Source organism: Neobacillus sp. DHD-1R (assembly GCF_057747995.1).
The window spans coordinates 5,195,507-5,216,774 of record NZ_CM173232.1 but is presented as its reverse complement, the minus strand read 5'-3'; the positions used below and the strand labels follow the sequence as shown (position 1 = coordinate 5,216,774).

The following is a 21,268-nucleotide window of genomic DNA, read 5'->3' as shown; positions in this document are numbered from 1 at the left end:
TTTATTATAAAAAAGGCCCCTTGGTCAAGCGGTTAAGACACCTCCCTTTCACGGAGGTAACACGGGTTCGAGTCCCGTAGGGGTCACCATATTTGGAGGATTAGCTCAGCTGGGAGAGCATCTGCCTTACAAGCAGAGGGTCGGCGGTTCGATCCCGTCATCCTCCACCATTAATATGCCGGGGTAGCTCAATTGGTAGAGCAACTGACTTGTAATCAGTAGGTTGGGGGTTCAAGTCCTCTCGCCGGCACCATTTTTTTAATTGAATATGGAGGGGTAGCGAAGTGGCTAAACGCGGCGGACTGTAAATCCGCTCCCTCCGGGTTCGGCGGTTCGAATCCGTCCCCCTCCACCATTCATATTTTTAAAAAAGTTGGACATACTAAATATATCACATTCATATTGGGCTATAGCCAAGCGGTAAGGCATCGCACTTTGACTGCGACATGCGTTGGTTCAAATCCAGCTAGCCCAGCCATGAGCCATTAGCTCAGTTGGTAGAGCATCTGACTTTTAATCAGAGGGTCGAAGGTTCGAGTCCTTCATGGCTCATAATGCAATAAAAGATAAAAACCCTAATGATACTTATTATGGGTTTTTATCTTTGAATACGCGGAAGTAGTTCAGTGGTAGAACATCACCTTGCCAAGGTGGGGGTCGCGGGTTCGAATCCCGTCTTCCGCTCCAATTATATGGGGCCTTAGCTCAGCTGGGAGAGCGCCTGCTTTGCACGCAGGAGGTCAGCGGTTCGATCCCGCTAGGCTCCACCATCACACTACATATTTGCCTTAAATCAGGATGCTGATTTAAGGCTTTTTTTATTTTTTTAGTTGGAAAAAATATGAGCTTTCGTGGATTCGCTGATAAAAATCTCCTGTTAACTTTCAGAACCTTTCCAAAATACTGTATATATATACACGACTTTGTCGAGTTGAGTCATAGGGATGAAAGCGGTTAAAATATACGTATCATGAGCAGGGGGGAAACAGTGATGTCTAATAAAAAGCTATCAATTATAGGAATGCCGATGGACTTAGGCCAGATGAGAAGGGGAGTAGATATGGGGCCAAGTGCCATTCGTTATGCGGGGATTAATGAACGACTAAAGCCTCTATTTGATAGTATTCACGACCTAGGTGATATTCCGGTTGGCAGACCAGAAGTAGTCATCGATAAAGAATCTAATCTACGGAACTTAGATTTAGTGGCAGAAAAAAGTGCTATGCTGGCTGAGAAGGTGGATGAGGCGATTAAATCAGGCGCATTTCCACTTGTCCTTGGTGGAGACCATAGTATTGCGATTGGTACATTAGCTGGAGTTTCTAAGCATTATAAAAATCTTGGTGTCATTTGGTATGATGCCCATGGTGATTTAAATACCGCTGAGACAAGCCCCTCTGGGAATATTCACGGGATGCCCTTAGCCGTTAGCCTTGGATTAGGACATTCATTGTTGACTGAAATCGCAGGATATTATCCAAAAGTTAAACCTGAAAACGTAGTAATCATTGGTGCAAGGGCGCTGGATGATGGAGAAAAGGATTTAATTAAGGAAATAGGAATTAAAGTATACACCATGCATGAAATTGATCGTTTGGGAATGGCTAAAGTAATGGAAGAAACGATTACCTACCTTAAAGAAAAAACAGATGGTGTCCATCTATCTCTTGATTTAGATGGTTTAGATCCAAGTGATGCCCCTGGTGTTGGAACACCTGTTATAGGCGGTATCAGCTATCGCGAAAGCCATCTTGCTATGGAAATGCTAGAAGAAGCCAAAATTATTACTTCTGCAGAATTTGTAGAGGTAAATCCAATCTTAGATGAAAAGAATAAGACTGCCATTTGTGCAGTTGAACTAATGGGTTCATTATTTGGCGAAAAATTATTATAAAAATGAGCAGCTGCACCTATTGCGAGTGCAGCTGCTTTTTAGCGTTTGGCCCTTTTCGTAACCTTTATTGCTATTTTCCCCCTACTTTGAGGCTCATTTGGACAGGCTTGGAGTATATTAAAGCAACCGAGTCTGAATCGGAGGCTCATGCAGACAGGTATGATGTCTTTTAAAGCAACTGAGTCTGAATCAGAGACTAATTCAAAAAATCCCCTATATAATTTGTCCAAAAAACAACAAACATTGCGAAAACAGTTTAACGTTTTAATGCAGTATACTTATTAAGTAAAGAGTCCAGCTTCATACTGGTTTCAATGACCTTCTGATTAGCAAATGAGGTATTAGATGCTAATCGAACCATCTCATTTCGATAATGTTCTATTTTTTCTAGTAAATCACGAGAACAAGCGCCCATCAACTACACCCTCTTTATAAAAATTACTATCTTTTTTCCCCACTACAAAAACTTTAAACTTAATTTATCCCTAAATTAGTAAATTTTTGTTAATATTATAGGTATTGAGAAGTTTTTCGTTAAAAACGAAACTTTTTCGCTAGCGATTCGTATTATCGTATAGCAGCATTGGAGCTGAAGAAACTCGATGGAAACAATTGTTAAAAAAAGAATTAAACAGGTGATCAAAGGCGATCAAGATGCATTTGGCGAAATTGTGGAATTATATAAAAACAGTGTCTATCAGCTTTGTTACAGAATGCTCGGAAATCGGCATGAAGCAGAGGACATGGCACAGGAAGCCTTTATCCGCGCTTATGTGAATATCAACTCGTTTAACCAGGACTTGAAATTTTCAACCTGGCTTTTCCGGATTGCTACTAATTTATGTATAGATCGGATGCGAAAAAAGAAGCCGGATCATTACTTGGATGCTGAAGTGGCCGGAACAGAAGGATTAACGATGTATTCGCAGATTCCATCCGACACACCGTTGCCGGAAACTGAGGTTGAAAGTTTGGAACTGCATGAGACCGTTCAGAAAGAAATTTTAAAGCTGCCTGAAAAATATCGTTCTGCTATCGTTTTAAAATATATTGAAGAGTTGTCCTTAAATGAAATTAGTGAAATTCTTGATCTGCCCCTTGGAACAGTAAAAACAAGAATTCACCGCGGTCGGGAAGCATTAAGGCAGCAATTACGATATGTGTGAAGAGGTGAAACAACAAATGTGTCCAGAACATATCATCGAACTAATGCACGAATATTTAGATGAAGAACTAGATCCTGAAAAAGAACAAGAACTGAGGGACCACCTCCAAAACTGTAAAGAATGTGAAACGATATTTAATGAATTAAAAAAGACTGTGGCTTTTGTAGGAAGTCTATCACATATGCAGGCACCTGCGGATTTTACGGCCAGTGTTATGGCTCGTCTGCCGAAGGAGAAGAAAAAAGTCTGGATGCAGCGGTGGTTTAAAAACCATCCCATGCTTACAGCAGCATCTGTTTTCGTTATTCTAATGCTGGGAAGCTTGGTTTCAACGTGGGAACAGGATCAAGACTTTTCAGTAACAAAGCAAAAAAACTTAGTAGTAAAGAATAATACCGTCATTGTTCCAAAAGGAGAGACCGTCAAGGGTGATGTCGTCGTTCGCAATGGAAAATTGCAAATAGAAGGTGAAGTTCAAGGGGATGTAACCGTCATTCATGGCGAAAAATATTTAGCTTCTGCAGGTCATGTCACAGGCCAAATTGATGAAGTGAATGAGGTTTTCGACTGGATTTGGTATCACATCAAGAGAGCAGGACAAGAGGTAATCAATATCTTTGGTCAACCTGAAACGGATTAAAAACAAATCACTCCGGCTGAGTGATTTGTTTTTTTTACCATATACATATAATAAGTATATGGTGTATTTATGTTATAATAAGTAGGTTGTATTCAATTACGTTTTAAGAAGTTACGGAGGAAGAACAATGCAGGTTGCTGATTTTACTTTATGGAAGTATCTAGCTAGTATTGTTGATATTGCTCTCGTATGGTTTGTTATTTACAAACTGATTAATGTGATAAGAGGAACGAAGGCCGTTCAGTTATTAAAAGGGATTCTCGTTATTCTTCTTGTCAGAGTGATCGGTGAGTGGCTCGGCTTAACTACACTAAGCTGGATTATGCAGCAGGCCATAAACTGGGGCTTTCTTGCCATTATCATTATCTTTCAGCCAGAGCTCAGAAGGGCCCTTGAACAATTAGGGAGAGGGAAGTTTTTCTCTAGGAGCAGTTCTACAGATGATGATAGTCAGGAAAAGACAGTCGAAGCAATTACAAAGGCCACAGATTATATGGCAAAGCGCCGAATTGGGGCATTAATTTCGATTGAAAAAGAAACAGGTATGGGCGATTACATAGAAACAGGTATCCAGTTAAATTCGAATATCTCATCGGAATTGCTCATTAATATATTTATACCAAATACACCGCTCCATGATGGCGCAGTGATTATCCAAAAAAATAATGTATCAGCAGCAGCATGTTATCTTCCCCTATCTGAAAGCCCGTTCATTTCTAAGGAGTTGGGAACAAGACATCGAGCTGCATTAGGTATAAGTGAAGTGACGGATAGTGTGACTGTCGTTGTATCAGAAGAGACGGGAAGTGTCTCCCTGACCAAGAATGGAGAACTTCATCGTGACTTAACGTTGGAGCATTTAAAAGAAATGCTTACGAGTGAATTGGTAATTAATAACACGAAGCAGGCTTCTTCAGCTCGATGGAACTGGAGGGGGAAAAATAATGGATAAACTGTTGGATAATCCTTGGTTTTTAAAGGGATTGGCTTTATTATTAGCTGTTCTGTTATATTCTTCGATACCACATACAAGTAAAAAATTATCTGATGTTAATGTTCCAGGAGAACAAACGACAGAGACCATTCAGGATATGCCGGTTAAAGTTTATTATGATACGGAAAATTTAGTGGTGTCTGGAATCCCGGACACAGTCGATATCACGATAAAAGGTCCAATCACACATGTTCAATCTGCCAAGGCGTTAAGGAACTTTGAGGTTTACGTTGACTTAACGAATGCCAAAATTGGAAAACAGAAAGTGGAGCTAAAGGTTAAGGACTTATCGGATAAATTGAAAGCAACCCTGAAACCTGCCAGCGTGAATGTGTTAGTGCAAGAAAAGATTACAAAAGAATTTAGGGTCGAAGCTGAATTTAACGCCAATCAAATTGAAGAAGGTTATTCGGCTGGACAACCAATAGTCGAGCCAAACAAAGTCAAAATAACCGGCGCTAAAAGTGCGATTGATCGAATTACCTATGTCAAAGCGACCCTAGAGGAAAAAGGAAATCTGAGAGAAACAATTACGAAAGAAGCCAGCATCCAAGTACTCGATAAGCAATTAAATAAATTGGATGTTGTGGTGGAACCTGCGGCTGTCAAGGTGACAATACCGATAAAAAGTAATACAAAGACGGTTCCTATCAATATCGTTAAAAAAGGAGCAGCTCCAACCGGCGTTACAATTGAATCGATTGATCTCGATATAAATGAAGCGACGATCACAGCGAGTGAAGAGGTGCTTAAAGATACAGAAAATGTTCGAGTAGAAGTTGATATTAGTAAAATATCGGAGAACACCACACTGACTTTACCTGTTATTATCTCGAATGGGGTTACAAAGGTGAACCCGCAAATAGTAAAAGCAACAGTGGTGGTAAAAAAACAACAAACAGAGAAAACAGTCTCAGGAATACCCTTAACTATTCGAGGGTTGGCTGATAACTATAAAGCTGAAGTTACGGACCCAACAAATCAAACGATAAATGTATTAGTAAATGGTCCTAGTGGTTCGGTAACGGGACTAACACCTGATGATTTTACCGTATTTATTGACTTATCCGGCTTAACGGAAGGCAGCCATGATGTCGAAATTAAGGTAGAGGGTCCAACCAACGTTAATTGGAAGCCTGACAAGTCGACAGCAAAAATCACGATTACGAATAATGCCTAATATCCAGCAATACACATGTTGAAGGAGAGATTTTAAAATGGGAAAATATTTCGGTACCGATGGGGTACGTGGAGTAGCAAATAGCGAATTAACACCTGAAATGGCCTTTAAATTAGGCCGTTTTGGCGGTTACGTATTAACAAAGGATAAAGACCGTCCCAAAGTCATTATTGGACGTGATACACGTATCTCAGGGCATATGCTCGAAGGAGCGCTTGTTGCCGGCTTGCTTTCTATCGGTGCAGAAGTCATGCGCCTAGGAGTGATTTCAACGCCAGGTGTTGCGTATTTAACAAAAGCATTAGGTGCTCAGGCAGGTGTTATGATATCCGCCTCTCATAATCCAGTAGCAGATAACGGGATTAAGTTTTTTGGCCCAGATGGATTTAAGTTATCAGATGAGCAGGAATTAGAGATCGAGGCATTAATTGACTTACCGGAAGATCAATTACCACGACCAACAGGTGCAGACCTTGGTTTGGTTATGGATTATTTTGAAGGCGGCCAAAAGTACCTTCAATACTTGAAAAATACAGTGGATGAAGACTTTTCAGGTATCCATATTGCCTTGGATTGTGCACATGGTGCAACATCAGCCTTGGCAAGCCACTTGTTTGCAGATTTAGATGCAGATTTATCCACGATGGGTGCTTCTCCGAATGGATTAAATATTAATGCTGGAGTGGGCTCTACACACCCAGAGGCACTTGCAGCGCTTGTCATCGAAAAAGGGGCCGATGTGGGTCTTTCCTTTGATGGTGATGGTGACCGTTTGATTGCCATTGATGAAAAGGGAAATATCGTCGATGGGGATCAAATTATGTACATTTGCGGTAAATACATGAAGGAACAGGGACGCTTAAAGCATGGGACAATTGTGTCAACCGTTATGAGTAACCTTGGATTTTATAAGGCCCTTGAAACGCATGGCATCCACAGTGTGCCAACAGCAGTCGGTGACCGCTATGTAGTCGAAGAAATGAAGAAAAATGGCTTTAATCTTGGCGGTGAACAATCCGGTCATATCATTTTCTTAGATTATAATACAACAGGTGACGGCCTATTATCCGGGCTGCAATTAGTGAATATCATGAAGGCTACACACAAATCATTATCTGAGCTAGCTGGAGAAATGAAAAAATATCCGCAAAAGCTTGTAAATGTCCGTGTAACAGATAAACATCATGTAACCGATAATGAAAAAGTGAAAGAAATTATTGAACAAGTTGAAGCGGAAATGGCTGGAAACGGGAGAATTCTTGTCCGCCCATCTGGAACAGAGCCACTTGTTCGTGTCATGGCAGAGGCTGCGACGGAGGAACTTTGTGAATCCTATGTTGCTCGGATTGTGGCAGTAGTAAAAGAAGAAATGGAATTAAAAGAATAATGATTTACCCCCTATGCATAAGGGAACCGAACATTTCCCTTATGCATATTTTATTATGTATGACAGATTGAAATTTTGAAAAAATTGTTGCCTGATAAGGGATAAGACCTTTCATATACCAAATTGTAGTTGACGAAGACTCTCAATCATAGTAGTATTAACTTGCTTTGCTTTTAAAGCATGTTGTCCATTTTTTGTAGAAAGGTGGGTTGAAAGTAAAATTAGATTTTAAAAGCGCCTGGACTAATCTTCAGTGGTTAGATTAGTTGACGAGGAGGAGGTTTATCGAATGTTCGGCGGATACCTCCCGGTTGGAGACGCACAACCGAAAATTTCTTCTTTAAAACATTGGGGCAACTCTGTGCACAAAGAGAAGAAAATGCGCATACTAAATTTAATGTTTAAAAGGTGTTTAAACGGGTATACACAGATACCTTAAAAAAACAGAGATAAGGGGGCAAGTACAGCCCCAAAGCTTTCTTGCCCTCGTATCAGGGAGGAACTAGAAAATGTGTGGAATTGTTGGATATATTGGAAATAATGACTCAAAGGAAATTTTATTAAAAGGGTTAGAAAAACTTGAATATAGAGGATATGACTCAGCGGGTATTGCAGTTAAAAATGAGAACGGCATTCATGTATTTAAAGAAAAAGGCCGCATAGCAGATTTACGTAATATCGTTGATGAGGATGTAATGGCAAATATCGGTATAGGTCATACACGCTGGGCCACACACGGTGTTCCTAGTAAGGTAAACTCCCATCCACACCAAAGTGCATCTAGTCGCTTTACGCTTGTTCACAACGGCGTAATCGAGAACTATGACCTCTTAAAGAAGGAATATTTAACAGATGTTCAGTTTGTGAGTGAGACGGATACAGAAGTGATCGTGCAAATGGTCGAGCTATTTGTAAACGAAGGCTTAGAGGTTTTAGAGGCATTCCGGAAAACATTATCGTTGTTACACGGTTCCTATGCCCTAGCACTTTTAGATGCTGAGGATAATGAAACGATCTATGTGGCAAAAAATAAAAGCCCATTACTTGTTGGTTTAGGGGACGATTTTAATGTCGTAGCAAGTGATGCGATGGCAATGCTTCAGGTTACCGATCAGTACTTGGAAATAATGGACAAAGAAATTGTCATTGTGACGAAGGATGGAGTAACCATTCAAAACTTGAACGGTGAAACAATCAGCCGTGCACCATATAAAGCAGAACTTGATGCAAGTGATATTGAAAAGGGCACATACCCACATTATATGCTTAAAGAGATCGATGAGCAGCCGCTTGTGATGCGCCGAATTATCCAAATGTATCAAAACGAGCAAGGTGAATTAACAATTGACCCTAAAATCATCGCCGCTTTAAATGAGGCAGATCGTCTGTATATTATTGCTGCGGGTACATCTTATCACGCGGGTCTGGTTGGAAAGCAGTTTATTGAAAAAATGGCAAAAATTCCGGTTGAGGTCCATATCTCAAGTGAATTTGGCTACAATATGCCGCTACTTTCTGAAAAACCAATGTTCATTTTCATCTCACAAAGTGGTGAAACAGCAGACAGCCGCGCTGTTTTGGTGAATATAAAAGAAATGGGCTACCCAGCCTTAACCATTACGAATGTTCCAGGGTCCACCCTTTCACGTGAAGCAAACTTTACGCTTCTTTTACATGCTGGTCCTGAAATTGCTGTGGCCTCTACAAAAGCTTATACAGCGCAGTTAGCGGTCCTTGTGATTTTAGCAGAAGTGGCAGCAAAAAGCCGCAATCTGAATGTTGATTTTGACCTGGTGAAAGAATTAGGGATCGTCGCAAATGCGATGGAAGTTCTTTGCGACTCAAAAGAAATTATTGAGTATATGTCTAGAGAATTTTTATCCGTTACACGCAATGCCTTCTTCATTGGCCGTGGAATTGACTTTTATGTTGGCTTAGAGGGTGCCTTGAAGCTTAAAGAAATTTCTTACATTCAAGCGGAAGGCTTTGCTGGCGGTGAGTTAAAGCATGGTACAATCGCTTTAATCGAAGAAGGTACTCCTGTTATCGCGCTTGCTACGCAAGAGAGTGTAAATTTAAGCATCCGTGGAAATGTGAAAGAAGTTGTAGCCCGTGGCGCCAACCCTTGTATCATTTCGATGAATGGCTTAAACCGTGATGAAGACAGCTTTGTCATTCCAGAAGTAAATGAATTATTAACACCGCTTATCTCTGTCATTCCATTACAATTACTATCCTATTATGCAGCCCTTCACCGCGATTGCGACGTCGATAAACCGCGTAATCTTGCTAAATCGGTTACGGTTGAATAAAGGATATATAATTCTAAATTATCTTGTTGGATGACAACAAAGTCGGGTACTGGACAACAAAGTTGGGTACCGAACAACAAAGTCGGGTACTGACTCAAAGTTGTCATACAACGATTATGAATAAAAATGACTCAATCCAATTTCAGGATTGGGTCTTTTTTTGTGAAGCAGGAATTCTTGAAAAACATTTGAATTAAGATTGGTTGTATAATGATTTTTAATTGATAAAGTATATTAATGTTAAAATAAGAGTATAGATTGTGAAAGAATGTACTTAAACTAACGAAGCAGGTTAGTGGCAGAAGGTATAGACGATAAAATGTAGAATATATTCACAGTAGAAACTAATCATAGGGGGAATTTAGTATTAATAAACACGATGAAACTCCTGAAGAAAAAAGAGAACGGTTCAGACAAAGAGAAATAAAAAATAATCCAACGGGATCATTACACGATTCATTAAATAGAGGAAGTAATGGAAATTTAAGTGATTTAACTGGTGGTATGGGTTGGAAAGGGACAGGAATTCTAATTGCATTAATAATAGTTGGATTTGTTTTATATAAACTAATTTTTTGAAGAGGAGTGCTGCCATCAATCGAAGGCGGCTTTTCTTATTGTGCTAACGGGGCAGGTTAGCTCAATAAGGTTAGTTTGGGTAATAAAGCTGTAGAGGTGGAATTATGGAGGAGTTTTTATATTATTTACTTGCATTCTTAGGTGTTTTACTGATGTTTATTAGCGTTATAAATATGTGGATTATAGACACGAAGAACAAGAAAAGTGAAGAAAAGGAAAGTAAATCAAAATATATAAAGTTATTGATTGTTGGGGGAATTGTTTTTATCTTTTCCCGTGTCTTACAAGGACAACTTCTTTAAAAGGTGAGGAGTTTTAAATAGGTGCCAAAGTTCTTTATCGTACGTCAACCAAGCGGCATTTGTTTTTCGACAACGGGGCAGGTTAGTAAAAAACTCTTTGAATTTTTGGAGCTGACTTACAATGTTAAAAGACCTTTGTAGTTGTGAAATTACTAATTCATTAAAAATCGAAGCAGATTTTGGGGCTGATGCAATTTGGTGCAATCAATGTGGCTACAATCTTGATATTGAAGACATTCCGATAACAGCCAATCTTAAAACAGAGTTAGACCAATGGACTGGTTTATATAAGAAGATCTCAATTAATGAACACAATTCAATAGGGAGACAGCTTACTGAAAAAGTGAAGGAAGAACTGGGTACCGAATATACAATAGTCTTTATCCCTGACCGTTAATGAACAAACGGGGCAGGATTGTTGAAAGGAAATAAGCAGAAAAAGGTGGTAAGTTTTATGGAGATAAAGACTGATCGATGTACTGTACGTCGATTTGAAAAAGAAGATCTTGACGATTTTATACAATATAGAAATGATGAAAGCTGGATGCAATTTCAAGGTTTCAAAGGATTGACCAAGCAAATGTATGCTAAAGAATTACTTAGCGAACCCTCTTTTTTAAAAGGTGTTCAACTTGCTATAATCAACAATACAACTAATCGATTGATTGGTGATATTTATTTAAAAAGGGAAAATTACACGTTTTGGATTGGATACACTATAAGTCCTTTTCACGCTAAGCAAGGCTATGCATATGAAGTACTTGTCGCAATTATAGCCTGGCTCAAGCAAAAAGGTTGTATCAGAATAAATGCGGGCGTTTCACCTGAAAATCTTGCTTCAATCAACTTACTTAAAAAACTTAAATTTACTTTTCTTTCTTCAGATGATGGAGAACATATATATATATTGGATTTGTAAAAGATATGAAGTAATTTTCAATATCAATTCGCTTAAAAGAAAATAATAATATGTATAAAAAGATTTATCTTGTGAAGTGATTCACTTAAACTATCGGGTGCTTTAGCTTAAGTTGATGATCGCTGCGGCGGTCATTTTTTCTTTTTGAACTAACGGAGCAGTTTAGTTCAAGAAGAAAAACTGATAAAATAACAACAAATCAAATCTAAAAAGGTGTTGTTATATTTGGAACAATTGAGAATGTATAAAATTTCTTCGTATCCAATATTCGCTTTAATGTTTACTGGTGGAATAATGTTTTTTTCATTTTGTTTTATGGGATTAAAAGACATTCTCTCAAATATATTCTACTCAATTGTTGGGTTATTTTTTTCATTGTTATTTTTAGGGTATTCGATTTATCTCTTAAGAAAAAGAAGACAGGGTAAGGGATTTTATTGGGATAATGAAGGAATTGTAATTGACTTACGAGGAAATAAAGTCTATTGGGAAGAGATTGAAAGTATTCAATATTCCAATGTAAGAGGTATGAAGTCAACCGTGATTTATCCACACTATACATATCACGAAAAGATTAGAATCCGTCGTAAGAAATGGATGCCAACTCCTGCCCATTCCATCGATTGGTTTTATATTGAAAAGCCAAAGGAATTTCACAGAGATTTAATGAAGACTTGGGAAGAAAAAAGGCATTAAGCATACATTCATTTCAAATTTCTTATTAAGCTAACGGGTAGCTTGAGTTAAAGATGGGATTGCTGAGGCAATCCTTTTTTAGTCATTAGAGAAAGGGTTTTTCTATATATGTATAGAATAGGTAGTTATATTTATTTAGGTGGTGTTTTGATGTTTCAACATGAATATGGATGGGTTCGGCAAACTAGAGGAACTCTGTTAGATTTTTGTGGGAAAGTAGATCCTAACCATCTTACTCATACAAATGGATTCGGTTGGCAAAGTGTAAGAGACACATTGGTTCATATAGCAGATTGTTATGTTGCATGGCTTGGCTCGTTTGTTTTATTGAAGACAAAAAAACCACTTACTCCAAGGGAAGAATTACTTAATCTCAGTTTAGACCAAATAATAGCACGATTCGAACAAGTGGATTCAATAGTAAATGAATTATTAGAACTACATGGACATAATTTAAATGTCCTAATTGAGAGAGCAATCCCTTGGAGAGAAGCACCTGAACTATTATCTATTACTCCGCTTAAATTGCTAATGCACACCATTACTCACGAGTTTCATCACAAAGGACAAATAGTAGCTATGCTCCGTCAGATGGGTTATGAGCCCCCAAATACAGATGTATTAGGAACAGAAGATTAATTTATTAAAGAAGTAATTTGGGCGATGTTTAAATGACATTGCCTTTTTCGTTGAGTAAGTTTGTGAAGCATCGTACTTAAAGTAACGGGTGCGTTAGTGAAAAAGGATCGTCAAAAAAACGGTCCTTTTTGGGTGAGATTAACATTTTATTTTTATAAAGTGGGGAAAAATAAGAAAAAGCCTATAAGCGAGGTTCTTTATGAAAAAAAGCCTTTTAATATTGATTGCCTGCCTAACTTTTTTCTCTTGTTCTCCCGCTCAAGCCGAAACCGTAACAAAAAATGATGTGCAATTGCGTGATGACTTAATCCTCAATTTGTTATTTCCTTTGATTAGCAAAGAAATCGAGAAACATTACGGTCAACCGAAGCAGTATTACAACCAACAAATTCTCCAAATCAAGAACCTAAGAGAAGGTAGCTTCTCCTTTGATGTAACGGTTCAGGTAACGACATTTGAGGGTGCCCATAATCCCCCTTATGATTTAGTGACCATCACTTTTAGTAATTATCGCCCAAGCCCAAGTTGGCGGGCGATTGATTTCAAAAGCAGAAGGCTAAAACCAAACGAAAACTAAATGCAGACATCCTATGTAAAAAGGATGTCTTTTTGCTGTTGTCCGTTACAAATGGGGGTTTAAATTGAAATAGAGGAATTGATATAAAAAGTAGAAAAGGACCAAAACTGGTCCTTTTAATATGTCCAAACATTAATATCATCATTGAACAAAGCCCTTATTTAAAGAATTTGCAAAACCGCTCCAACATGTTAAGGTCTTCAATCATTTCATCATTGCTTAGTATCATTCGACCAATAGCGTAAGACTCATCATGTACAGTGGATGTTTTTGTCATACCCTCTGTTACGAGTTGGACAATCTCATCCGAAAATTTAATTTTACTAAGTTTTTGTGTTTGAACACTTGGATTAAACCGTTAACGACACCGTTTAACAACAGTTCTTCTACGGCACGTTCCCACGATTCCCTCAGCAGCATATACCATGTTTTAACGTTAGGGATAAATAAATCAGGATCTAATTGGCTTTCTATCTTTTTTAGCTTTGGCAGTTCATTTCTTAAGTATTTGATTCTTTTACTGGTTGCTAGGGTTATCCATGGCATTTCCGTTTTTGCGATCCCTGCTCTGTTACCATTTCTCCTTACAGAACAATAGGATGACTTTACGTTTTGTAAATTAACATGTTTTTGTAAGGTGTGTAGAAACACGATGTCGTGTGTAAAAATAATAACTTGCCGTTTTTTAGCTTCCTGTACCAATCGGTGAGCTACATACTCTCTCCTGCTGTGGTCTAGAGAGGAGACGGGATCATCAAGTATGATTCCTCCATTTGATGGTATAGAAGAAATTTCCGCAAGGAAGAAGGCTATTGATAATGCTTTTTGTTCACCTTCACTTAGGATTTCGTTAATGTTCTTAGTGGGCAGTGCTTTAAAAGTAGGTAATGTTCTTATCATTGGCTTAGCCATTGCTATCATTGTTTCAGCCATCATCTTTAACAAATATATTCCAAGTCAAAAAGCAGTAATTAACGAAGGAGCAAGCGGCTCAGTCATGCCAGTCTTCATACTTTCATCAACTGTAGCTTTTGGTGTTGTTATCACGCTTGCACCTGGATTTAAATATATTTCTGACTTCATTTTAGGTATTCCAGGTAATCCACTTATCAGTTTATCGATTGCTTCGGCTGCTTTTAGTGTCATAACAGGATCAGCATCAGGCTCATTAGGAATTGTTATGCAAGCTTTTGGCCAAAGTTATTTGGATATGGGGATTAATCCTGACGTCATCCATAGGGTATCAGCTATTGCATCATCTGTACTTACCATCATGCCGCATACTGGTACCATTATAACATTGTTTGCCTTAACAGGACTTAATCACAAAAACGGCTTTAAGTATTCATTTGTCGGAATGACTGTTGCTAATTTACTTGCATTAATCGCAGTTATAATCGCAGCCCTTATTATTTATTAATAGCTAAAACAAGGGATTGGATATGCCATTGTACAAGGTCTTATTGAAAATGGAGACTTTGTAACCATCTTTGATTTATATGAAGAAGCAGCGAAAATCAGGAGCCATTTCCTTACTCAGAGGGAATGGCTCCCCTTTTTTTCTTTTATATTATTTGCATATTATTGTGAAACTATTCACAAGTTGTCCTTGGTTATATTTTATCACGTAAATTACTATAAATGTGTGAACGTTTTGTGAAAAGAAAAACGAAAGGAATATTGTAGTGAGAATTTTGTTGAGATAAATAAAGGCTGTCGAGATTTCTTCTCGTATTAAAGGAGAAGAATAGTTCAGCTTGAAATTTAGAGAGGCGATAAAATATTTTTAATTCGAGATATTTTTATTGCATTTTTTTCACTTGAGGTGTAAAGTGATAGTAACGAAAGGAAATGAGTCAATTGAGAAAAAATACACTTGGTTCACTAATCTGGTTGCGTATTGCTCGTTTTACACATCAAAGTAATTTATTATCGAATGAATTCTTAAAACAGTTTGGTATCACAGCTGCACAGTTTGATGTATTAAATCAGGTTTCTACTTATCAGCCTATCATGCAAAGTCAACTTGCTGTTAAAGTTACCGTGTCGGAGGGTGGAATTTCACGTATGCTCACTCGACTTGAGCAAGAGGGATATATACAGCGGAAGCAGGACTGGAAAACTAAATGGATTGCCCTTACTTCAAAAGGGGAAGATAAAATGCATGAAGTTTTTGAACACCAACTTACCTTCCAAACGTCCGTTCTCAATGAGTGCTTAACAGAGGATGAGCAAAAAACACTATACAAGTTGATGACTAAGCTACAAAAACATACTGAAGATAAATTAGAAAGTTAAGAATCCTTTTATTTATGGTAAATGCAATGCTATTTATTTTTTAATTTTCACTTGACTAGTTAATTGAAAATGGAGGAATGATCTATGTATAAAATTCCAGGACATCATCACATTTCAATGATTACAAAAAACGCAAGTCAAAATAATCACTTTTACCGTCACGTGCTTGGTTTACGTCGTGTGAAAGTAACGGTGAACCAAGATGATCCATCGATGTATCACTTATTTTACGGAGATAAAACAGGCAGCCCAGGTACTGAACTATCATTTTTTGAAATTCCACTAGTAGGAAAAACTTATCGTGGTACAAATGCCATCACAAAAATTGGTTTACTTGTACCAACAGAAGCAAGTTTATTCTATTGGAAAGCACGTTTTGAGGAACTCGGGGTAGAACATAGTGACATTACAACGTATGCTAATCATCCAGCTTTACACTTTGAGGATCCTGAAGGTTTACGTATGGTACTTCTTGTTTCAAACGTTGCGAAAGTAGAGTACTGGCAAACTTGGGGAAAATCCGAGGTACCTGCCGATCATCAAATTCAAGGAATGGGCTCTGTGGAAATGACAGTACGAAGACTTGATAAACTGGCAAGCACACTTACAGACATGTTTGGCTATACAGAGATAAGCCGTACAGAGGACGAAGCGATTTTTCAATCAATCAAAGGAGAGGTTTTTGGAGAAATCGTCGTGAAATATTTAGACGGACCGACTGAAAAACCAGGCCGTGGCAGTATTCATCATTTAGCCATTCGTGTAAAAAACGAAGAAGAGCTTATCTTTTGGGAAGAGAAAGTCCGAGCACGTGGCTTCCATTCATCTGGCATAGTGGATCGCTTCTACTTTAAAAGCCTATATTTCCGTGAATCAAACGGGCTTCTATTTGAAATAGCAACCGATGGACCAGGTTTTACCGTCGATGGAGATGATATCCAAACACTGGGTGAAAAATTAGTTTTACCTTCATTTTTAGAAGACCGTAGAGCTGAAATTGAAGAAAATCTAAACCCCATTGAGGAATATTAATTAATAAACAAACGAATAGGATCACATTCATCAAACAAACTTACCACTAAATTTGAATTTCTAGGAGGAAAATAAAATGAACCAACTAAAAGGAATGCATCACGTAACAGCTATTACAAGTAGTGCAGAAAAGAACTATGAATTTTTCACCTATGTTTTAGGGATGCGTTTAGTAAAAAAAACAGTCAATCAAGATGATATTCAAACCTATCATTTATTCTTTGCTGATGATAAAGGGAGTGCAGGCACAGACATGACGTTCTTTGACTTCCCAGGCATTCCGAAAGGTGTACATGGTACTAACGAGATTTCAAAGACCTCGTTCCGTGTACCAAGTGATGCAGCATTAGAGTATTGGGTAAAACGTTTTGATCGTTTAGAAGTCAAGCACACTGGAATTAAAGAGCAATTTGGCAAGAAAACTCTCTCTTTCGTTGATTTTGATGATCAACAATATCAACTAATTTCAGATGAATTCAATAAAGGCGTGGAATCTGGTACCCCTTGGCAAAAGGGTCCTATACCACTGGAATATGCCATTACTGGTTTAGGTCCTGTCTTTGTTCGTATTGCGAACTTTGATTACTTTAAAGAAATGATGGAAAAAGTCCTATTATTTAAAGAGACAGCTAAAGAAGGAGCATTCCATTTATTTGAAGTGGGGGAAGGCGGTAATGGTGCTTCAGTCATTGTCGAATATAATGCGATTCTTCCTGAAGCAAGGCAAGGTTTTGGAACGGTACACCATGCGGCATTCCGAGTAGAAGATCGCTCAGTATTAGATGAATGGATTGAACGAATGAGTAGTTTTGGATTCCATACATCCGGTTATGTAAACCGTCACTTTTTTGAGTCTTTATACGCAAGAGTGGCACCACAAATCTTATTTGAGTTTGCTACGGATGGTCCTGGCTTTATGGGGGATGAACCTTACGAAACGCTTGGGGAAAAATTATCTTTACCTCCATTCTTAGAACCAAAACGTGAACAAATCGAAAAATTAGTTCGCCCCATTGATACAGTGAGAAGCACTAAGGAATTTATTAAAGAATAAAAGGTGAAATATCAACCAAACAGCTTTTTATGAAGAAAAGTGGAAAACAAATTGTTTGATTATCCCGTTACTTCAGATTTAAAGATCAAAATTAGTCCACAACAGGGTGGCTTTTAAAGGAGAGAGATAGAAGTGAATAGCAAAATCATGAAAATACAAAAATTAGGATTTCCATGGGAAACAGAAGATCCGTTTCTTATGACAGTCCATCATAAAGATGCGTATCCTTCAGGAAATGACGAGCAGGGTCCTAACGTTTCATTGGCAGGCAGAAATCTTGGCGAGGATTTTACGTTGCGTGATGGTTTTAGAATGTATCATGGCACCACGGTTCCGGGATTTCCTGTACATCCCCACAGAGGTTTTGAAACGGTAACCGTCGTTCTTGAAGGTTTAATTGATCATTTTGATTCATACGGGTCCACAGGACGATTTGGAAATGGGGATGTTCAATGGATGACAGCAGGAAAAGGCTGCCAGCATACTGAAATGTTTCCTCTTGTTCATCAAGACAAAGGCAATCCGCTTGAATTCTTTCAGATATGGCTGAATCTACCTGCAAAAGATAAATTCGTTGATCCGGAATATAAAATGTTATGGGCTGAGGATATATCGGAAGTACAATCAGCTGCTGCTAAAGGACAGAAAACGACCGTAAGACTGATTGCCGGAAGTATGCAGGGCAAGTCTAGTTTAGAACCAAACTCTGCTTCTTGGGCAAACGATAAAAATCATCATGTGGGGATTTACCTCATTCATATGGAGCCTGAAGCAGTCTTCACCATGCCGTCAGTTTCAGCGACAATGACAAGAAATTTATACTTTTATCAGGGAGATAAACTAAATATAGACGAAACAGCGATTGAAACGTACCATCGTGTAAAGCTTGCTGGTGACCAAGAAATCACGATCACAAATGGATCATCTGAGAGTTATATGCTGCTCCTAGAGGGAGAGCCGATACAAGAACCGGTCGTATCCTATGGACCGTTTGTCATGAATACTGAGCAGGAAATTCACGATGCATTCAAAGATTATCAAAATACCCAATTTGGAGGCTGGCCGTGGGACCGTCCAGATCCTGTAAATAAGCGTGAGTCAGGAAGATTCGCACGCCATGCAGATGGTAGAGTTGAAAAAAGGTGACCACTATTCATTATATGGATCTAGGTCAATATACTTAAATCTGCAGAACAAAACTCCATTTTGATTTCAAAATGGAGTCTTGTTATTTATCATAAGTTGCTTGTGAGGATTTTTGATCAAACTTTACTTCAAAGCTAAAATTTAAAACACCATCCATTTTCCAACAAATTTCTTAATAGTTATAGTGAAAAAAGCCTATTATACCAAGGAGATTAGCATTTTTAATCAAACGATTAGTTAGTAAAAAATAAACTAACCAATCGTTTGATTAAAACTATAGCTAAGTTTATGAATAAAGGGATGACCCCATTAAGTAAAAGAAAATGATGTCGAAAATAGAAGGTAATTTGTTCCTTTCATTCGAAAATCATGTTGAATAATAGCCCTTATTGGCTAATTCCTCATTCTTCGACAAGAATATTTATAATACCCTTTCAATTAAACGTTTGATTAAAAATAAGGAAACTCCTTCTATCATTTGATTTCCATGGGAAATTGAAAAAAAAGAATGTCGAAATTCGCTCGACTTTTTTCCGTACAAAAAAAGCTAGCTCTATAAGGTCGCGGACGGACCATATTAAAGAGCAGCTTTTTTATTTTTCAATACAATGTTCAATTATTACATTGCTTTTCCTCAAAACGTACTAAATAAAGATAATCCAAGGTAAACTGCTGCTCCCCACATGACTAAGGCTGATATTTTATTTAATACTAACATGAATCTTCCCGATTTATCGAGTTTTCCAGTTATTCTCCCTATTTGTGCAAGCCCCAAAAACCAAATCCACGAAACCATAATACATGAAACAGCAAATATTACTTTTTCTTCTCCTTGATATCTTAACGAACTTGGTCCAATTACACCTACCGTGTCCATTATTGCATGTGGATTAAGTAAGGAAACAGAGGCCGCAAACAACACTTGTTTCCTTATTGAAAATTTCTTCTCAACTTCTTCTTTCGCATTACTTGGTTTACTAGTCCATGTGGTCCATCCCATATAAATTAAAAAGATAAATCCTCCCCCTAAAAGAACCGTTTTAATCCAAAATGAACCTAAGACCAGTAATGAAACACCTAATACAGACACCAAAATCAAAAGGGTATCACACATAGAGGCTGTAATCACAGCTGGTAATGCTCTGATCAAACGTGGTTGAATAGCCCCTTGATTAAAAACAAAAACATTTTGAACACCAAGAGGCAGAATGAGTCCTAGTGCAAGAATAAATCCATGAATAAATGGCTCTAACATCTGAAGTTCTCCCTTTCTTTTTATTAAACTAGTCTTATTATAGGTAGTATCTTTCCCGATGTCTCTAACCAATTGGATGGATTCTAAACCAACCAAGTTTTATACTTAATAACAAATTTGTTAATTTTTTAAAAAAATGCCCAAACAACTTCCATTTTTAGCGAGACTAAGGCATAATTTATGTATACTAGTATTCAGGGGAATGTTCTATGTTTATATACTCGAATTATGGTGAAATGGATGAAAAAATTAGAATGATTAGAAGTAAAATGATTGAATCTGGACTAAAAAAGGGATTAATACATCCTGAAACTATTAAATATAGTCAAGAACTTGATAAATTAATATACAAATGTCAATACACAATAAAAAAGAGCGGTTGACCCATTCATTGTTCTCAATACTTGCACCAGTTACCTTAAGTATAATATTTCGTAAAGCGAAATTTTCTATTTCCCCTTTACTATTTTCCTCACCACATAAATCTGCAGGGCTTTTTTATATTTCCTTCGCCTATCTCTTCAATAAAAGATGAAAGAGCTAATCGCGATTGGCTTTTTTAAATCAATAAATAGTTAAAGAATAATATTTGCTAAAATTGGTGAATGTATTAGTGACAAATGGAATCTTTTTGGAAGGATGTTTTTTTATGGAGAAAAAACTGCTAAATCTACTTACTGCTTTATGTTTGGTTTTTTTGCCATTTTTATTCAAGGGTCCAAAAATGAGAGAAAATCTCGTTATTTTTTTCTCGAAAGGCGTTATTGCGGTTCTGATTGATGCCTATGTTGTTGGTACTAAAAAAGTTGAATATCCAGTCCGTCCTTTCCCCAAAATTTTTAAGACCAACATCATTTATACCATATTGTTTTTCCCGCTCTTAAGTGTTATCTGGGTTAAACTATCTTATAATGATCATTTTGGCAAAATCCTTATAAAAAGTTTGCTATTTAGTGTTCCTATGAGTATCGGCCAATGGTACTTTGAAAAGAATTCCAGATTATTTAAATGGAAAAAATGGTCACCGTTCCATACCTTTGGAAGTGTATCTTTTACTTTGTTTACGATTAGAGGTTTGGTTGGATTATTAAAAAAATTAGATAAGTTAAAGAATGCTTAAGTGTTTAATCTAAAACATAATTGTTTTATAGAATTGTAAATATTTGTTCAACATTTTATTGATATGCTAGTATACAAG

24 protein-coding genes and 8 tRNA genes are annotated in these 21,268 nt (G+C 37.5%); 29 read left to right on the top strand and 3 right to left on the bottom strand.

Annotated features, from left to right (window positions below):
* Positions 1–14 precede the first annotated feature (14 nt).
* From AC3ANL_RS25675 to rocF, 9 genes are all read left to right on the top strand, one after another.
* Positions 15–89 (top strand) — tRNA-Glu (locus tag AC3ANL_RS25675).
* Between the two features lie 5 nt (positions 90–94).
* Positions 95–170 (top strand) — tRNA-Val (locus AC3ANL_RS25670).
* 7 nt (positions 171–177) lie between these two features.
* Positions 178–253: transfer RNA gene (locus AC3ANL_RS25665), tRNA-Thr, on the top strand.
* Between the two features lie 17 nt (positions 254–270).
* A tRNA-Tyr gene (locus AC3ANL_RS25660) sits at positions 271–355 on the top strand.
* 48 nt (positions 356–403) lie between these two features.
* Positions 404–478, top strand: a tRNA-Gln gene (locus tag AC3ANL_RS25655).
* Between the two features lies 1 nt (position 479).
* Positions 480–552 (top strand) — tRNA-Lys (locus AC3ANL_RS25650).
* A 60-nt stretch (positions 553–612) separates the two neighbouring features.
* A tRNA-Gly gene (locus tag AC3ANL_RS25645) sits at positions 613–687 on the top strand.
* Positions 688–694: 7 nt separating this feature from the next.
* Positions 695–770, top strand: a tRNA-Ala gene (locus tag AC3ANL_RS25640).
* A gap of 221 nt (positions 771–991) precedes the next feature.
* A complete protein-coding gene (gene rocF / locus AC3ANL_RS25635; RefSeq protein ID WP_488327101.1) occupies positions 992–1,894 on the top strand; it encodes an arginase in 903 nt (300 codons plus the stop codon).
* Between the two features lie 256 nt (positions 1,895–2,150).
* Here the strand turns inward: rocF and AC3ANL_RS25630 are convergent, their stop codons facing one another.
* Positions 2,151–2,309, bottom strand: coding sequence for an aspartyl-phosphate phosphatase Spo0E family protein (locus tag AC3ANL_RS25630; RefSeq protein WP_488329839.1), 159 nt, complete (start codon positions 2,307–2,309; stop codon positions 2,151–2,153).
* Between the two features lie 187 nt (positions 2,310–2,496).
* Between AC3ANL_RS25630 and sigW the strand changes: the two genes are divergently transcribed.
* The 13 genes from sigW to AC3ANL_RS25565 all read left to right on the top strand — a co-directional run bounded on the left by sigW (position 2,497) and on the right by AC3ANL_RS25565 (position 13,285).
* Positions 2,497–3,060 carry an RNA polymerase sigma factor SigW gene (gene sigW / locus AC3ANL_RS25625; protein ID WP_488327100.1) on the top strand — a complete coding sequence of 188 codons (564 nt, stop codon included), beginning with the start codon at positions 2,497–2,499 and terminating at the stop codon, positions 3,058–3,060.
* Positions 3,061–3,076: 16 nt separating this feature from the next.
* Positions 3,077–3,700, top strand: coding sequence for a zf-HC2 domain-containing protein (locus AC3ANL_RS25620; protein WP_488327099.1), 624 nt, complete (start codon positions 3,077–3,079; stop codon positions 3,698–3,700).
* Between the two features lie 127 nt (positions 3,701–3,827).
* A complete protein-coding gene (gene cdaA, locus AC3ANL_RS25615; RefSeq protein ID WP_488327098.1) occupies positions 3,828–4,652 on the top strand; it encodes a diadenylate cyclase CdaA in 825 nt (274 codons plus the stop codon).
* Positions 4,645–5,874, top strand: coding sequence for a CdaR family protein (locus AC3ANL_RS25610; protein ID WP_488327097.1), 1,230 nt, complete (start codon positions 4,645–4,647; stop codon positions 5,872–5,874). The genes cdaA and AC3ANL_RS25610 overlap by 8 nt, the downstream gene beginning before the upstream one ends.
* A 37-nt stretch (positions 5,875–5,911) precedes the next feature.
* Positions 5,912–7,261, top strand: coding sequence for a phosphoglucosamine mutase (glmM, locus tag AC3ANL_RS25605; protein WP_488327096.1), 1,350 nt, complete (start codon positions 5,912–5,914; stop codon positions 7,259–7,261).
* Positions 7,262–7,770: 509 nt separating this feature from the next.
* Positions 7,771–9,573, top strand: coding sequence for a glutamine--fructose-6-phosphate transaminase (isomerizing) (glmS, locus tag AC3ANL_RS25600; RefSeq protein WP_488327095.1), 1,803 nt, complete (start codon positions 7,771–7,773; stop codon positions 9,571–9,573).
* A gap of 366 nt (positions 9,574–9,939) precedes the next feature.
* Positions 9,940–10,152, top strand: a complete 213-nt coding sequence (locus tag AC3ANL_RS25595) for a DUF6366 family protein (RefSeq protein WP_488329838.1) — start codon at positions 9,940–9,942, stop codon at positions 10,150–10,152.
* Positions 10,153–10,256: 104 nt separating this feature from the next.
* On the top strand, positions 10,257–10,454 hold the full coding sequence (locus tag AC3ANL_RS25590) for a hypothetical protein (protein WP_488327094.1): 198 nt from the start codon (positions 10,257–10,259) through the stop codon (positions 10,452–10,454).
* Positions 10,455–10,575: 121 nt separating this feature from the next.
* The gene (locus AC3ANL_RS25585) at positions 10,576–10,851 is read left to right on the top strand and encodes a hypothetical protein (RefSeq protein WP_488327093.1); all 276 of its coding nucleotides are present in this window, start codon (positions 10,576–10,578) and stop codon (positions 10,849–10,851) included.
* Positions 10,852–10,908: 57 nt separating this feature from the next.
* Complete coding sequence (locus tag AC3ANL_RS25580; protein ID WP_488327092.1) at positions 10,909–11,373, top strand: GNAT family N-acetyltransferase; 465 nt, start codon at positions 10,909–10,911, stop codon at positions 11,371–11,373.
* Positions 11,374–11,667: 294 nt separating this feature from the next.
* Positions 11,668–12,069: a hypothetical protein gene (locus AC3ANL_RS25575; protein ID WP_488327091.1), complete on the top strand. Its 402-nt coding sequence runs from the start codon at positions 11,668–11,670 to the stop codon at positions 12,067–12,069.
* A 150-nt stretch (positions 12,070–12,219) separates the two neighbouring features.
* On the top strand, positions 12,220–12,708 hold the full coding sequence (locus tag AC3ANL_RS25570; protein WP_488327090.1) for a DinB family protein: 489 nt from the start codon (positions 12,220–12,222) through the stop codon (positions 12,706–12,708).
* Positions 12,709–12,907: 199 nt separating this feature from the next.
* Positions 12,908–13,285 carry a DUF3888 domain-containing protein gene (locus tag AC3ANL_RS25565; RefSeq protein WP_488327089.1) on the top strand — a complete coding sequence of 126 codons (378 nt, stop codon included), beginning with the start codon at positions 12,908–12,910 and terminating at the stop codon, positions 13,283–13,285.
* Positions 13,286–13,570: 285 nt separating this feature from the next.
* Here AC3ANL_RS25565 and AC3ANL_RS25560 read toward each other — a convergent pair whose 3' ends face one another.
* On the bottom strand, positions 13,571–14,098 hold the full coding sequence (locus AC3ANL_RS25560; RefSeq protein WP_488329837.1) for an AAA family ATPase: 528 nt from the start codon (positions 14,096–14,098) through the stop codon (positions 13,571–13,573).
* On the opposite strand from AC3ANL_RS25560, the gene AC3ANL_RS25555 reads away from it, so the two are divergent.
* From AC3ANL_RS25555 to AC3ANL_RS25535, 5 genes are all read left to right on the top strand, one after another.
* A complete protein-coding gene (locus AC3ANL_RS25555; RefSeq protein WP_488329853.1) occupies positions 14,046–14,705 on the top strand; it encodes a hypothetical protein in 660 nt (219 codons plus the stop codon). The genes AC3ANL_RS25560 and AC3ANL_RS25555 overlap by 53 nt on opposite strands.
* Before the next feature lie 440 nt (positions 14,706–15,145).
* The gene (locus AC3ANL_RS25550) at positions 15,146–15,583 is read left to right on the top strand and encodes a MarR family winged helix-turn-helix transcriptional regulator (protein WP_488327088.1); all 438 of its coding nucleotides are present in this window, start codon (positions 15,146–15,148) and stop codon (positions 15,581–15,583) included.
* A gap of 84 nt (positions 15,584–15,667) precedes the next feature.
* Positions 15,668–16,615, top strand: coding sequence for a ring-cleaving dioxygenase (locus AC3ANL_RS25545; RefSeq protein WP_488327087.1), 948 nt, complete (start codon positions 15,668–15,670; stop codon positions 16,613–16,615).
* Positions 16,616–16,691: 76 nt separating this feature from the next.
* Positions 16,692–17,669: a ring-cleaving dioxygenase gene (locus tag AC3ANL_RS25540; RefSeq protein ID WP_488327086.1), complete on the top strand. Its 978-nt coding sequence runs from the start codon at positions 16,692–16,694 to the stop codon at positions 17,667–17,669.
* A 132-nt stretch (positions 17,670–17,801) separates the two neighbouring features.
* Positions 17,802–18,815 carry a pirin family protein gene (locus AC3ANL_RS25535; RefSeq protein ID WP_488327085.1) on the top strand — a complete coding sequence of 338 codons (1,014 nt, stop codon included), beginning with the start codon at positions 17,802–17,804 and terminating at the stop codon, positions 18,813–18,815.
* Between the two features lie 634 nt (positions 18,816–19,449).
* Here AC3ANL_RS25535 and AC3ANL_RS25530 read toward each other — a convergent pair.
* Positions 19,450–20,070 carry a LysE/ArgO family amino acid transporter gene (locus AC3ANL_RS25530; RefSeq protein ID WP_488327084.1) on the bottom strand — a complete coding sequence of 207 codons (621 nt, stop codon included), beginning with the start codon at positions 20,068–20,070 and terminating at the stop codon, positions 19,450–19,452.
* A gap of 209 nt (positions 20,071–20,279) precedes the next feature.
* Between AC3ANL_RS25530 and AC3ANL_RS25525 the strand changes: the two genes are divergently transcribed.
* Positions 20,280–20,453, top strand: coding sequence for an aspartyl-phosphate phosphatase Spo0E family protein (locus AC3ANL_RS25525; protein ID WP_488327083.1), 174 nt, complete (start codon positions 20,280–20,282; stop codon positions 20,451–20,453).
* 266 nt (positions 20,454–20,719) lie between these two features.
* Positions 20,720–21,190, top strand: a complete 471-nt coding sequence (locus tag AC3ANL_RS25520) for a CBO0543 family protein (protein ID WP_488327082.1) — start codon at positions 20,720–20,722, stop codon at positions 21,188–21,190.
* Positions 21,191–21,268 lie beyond the last annotated feature (78 nt).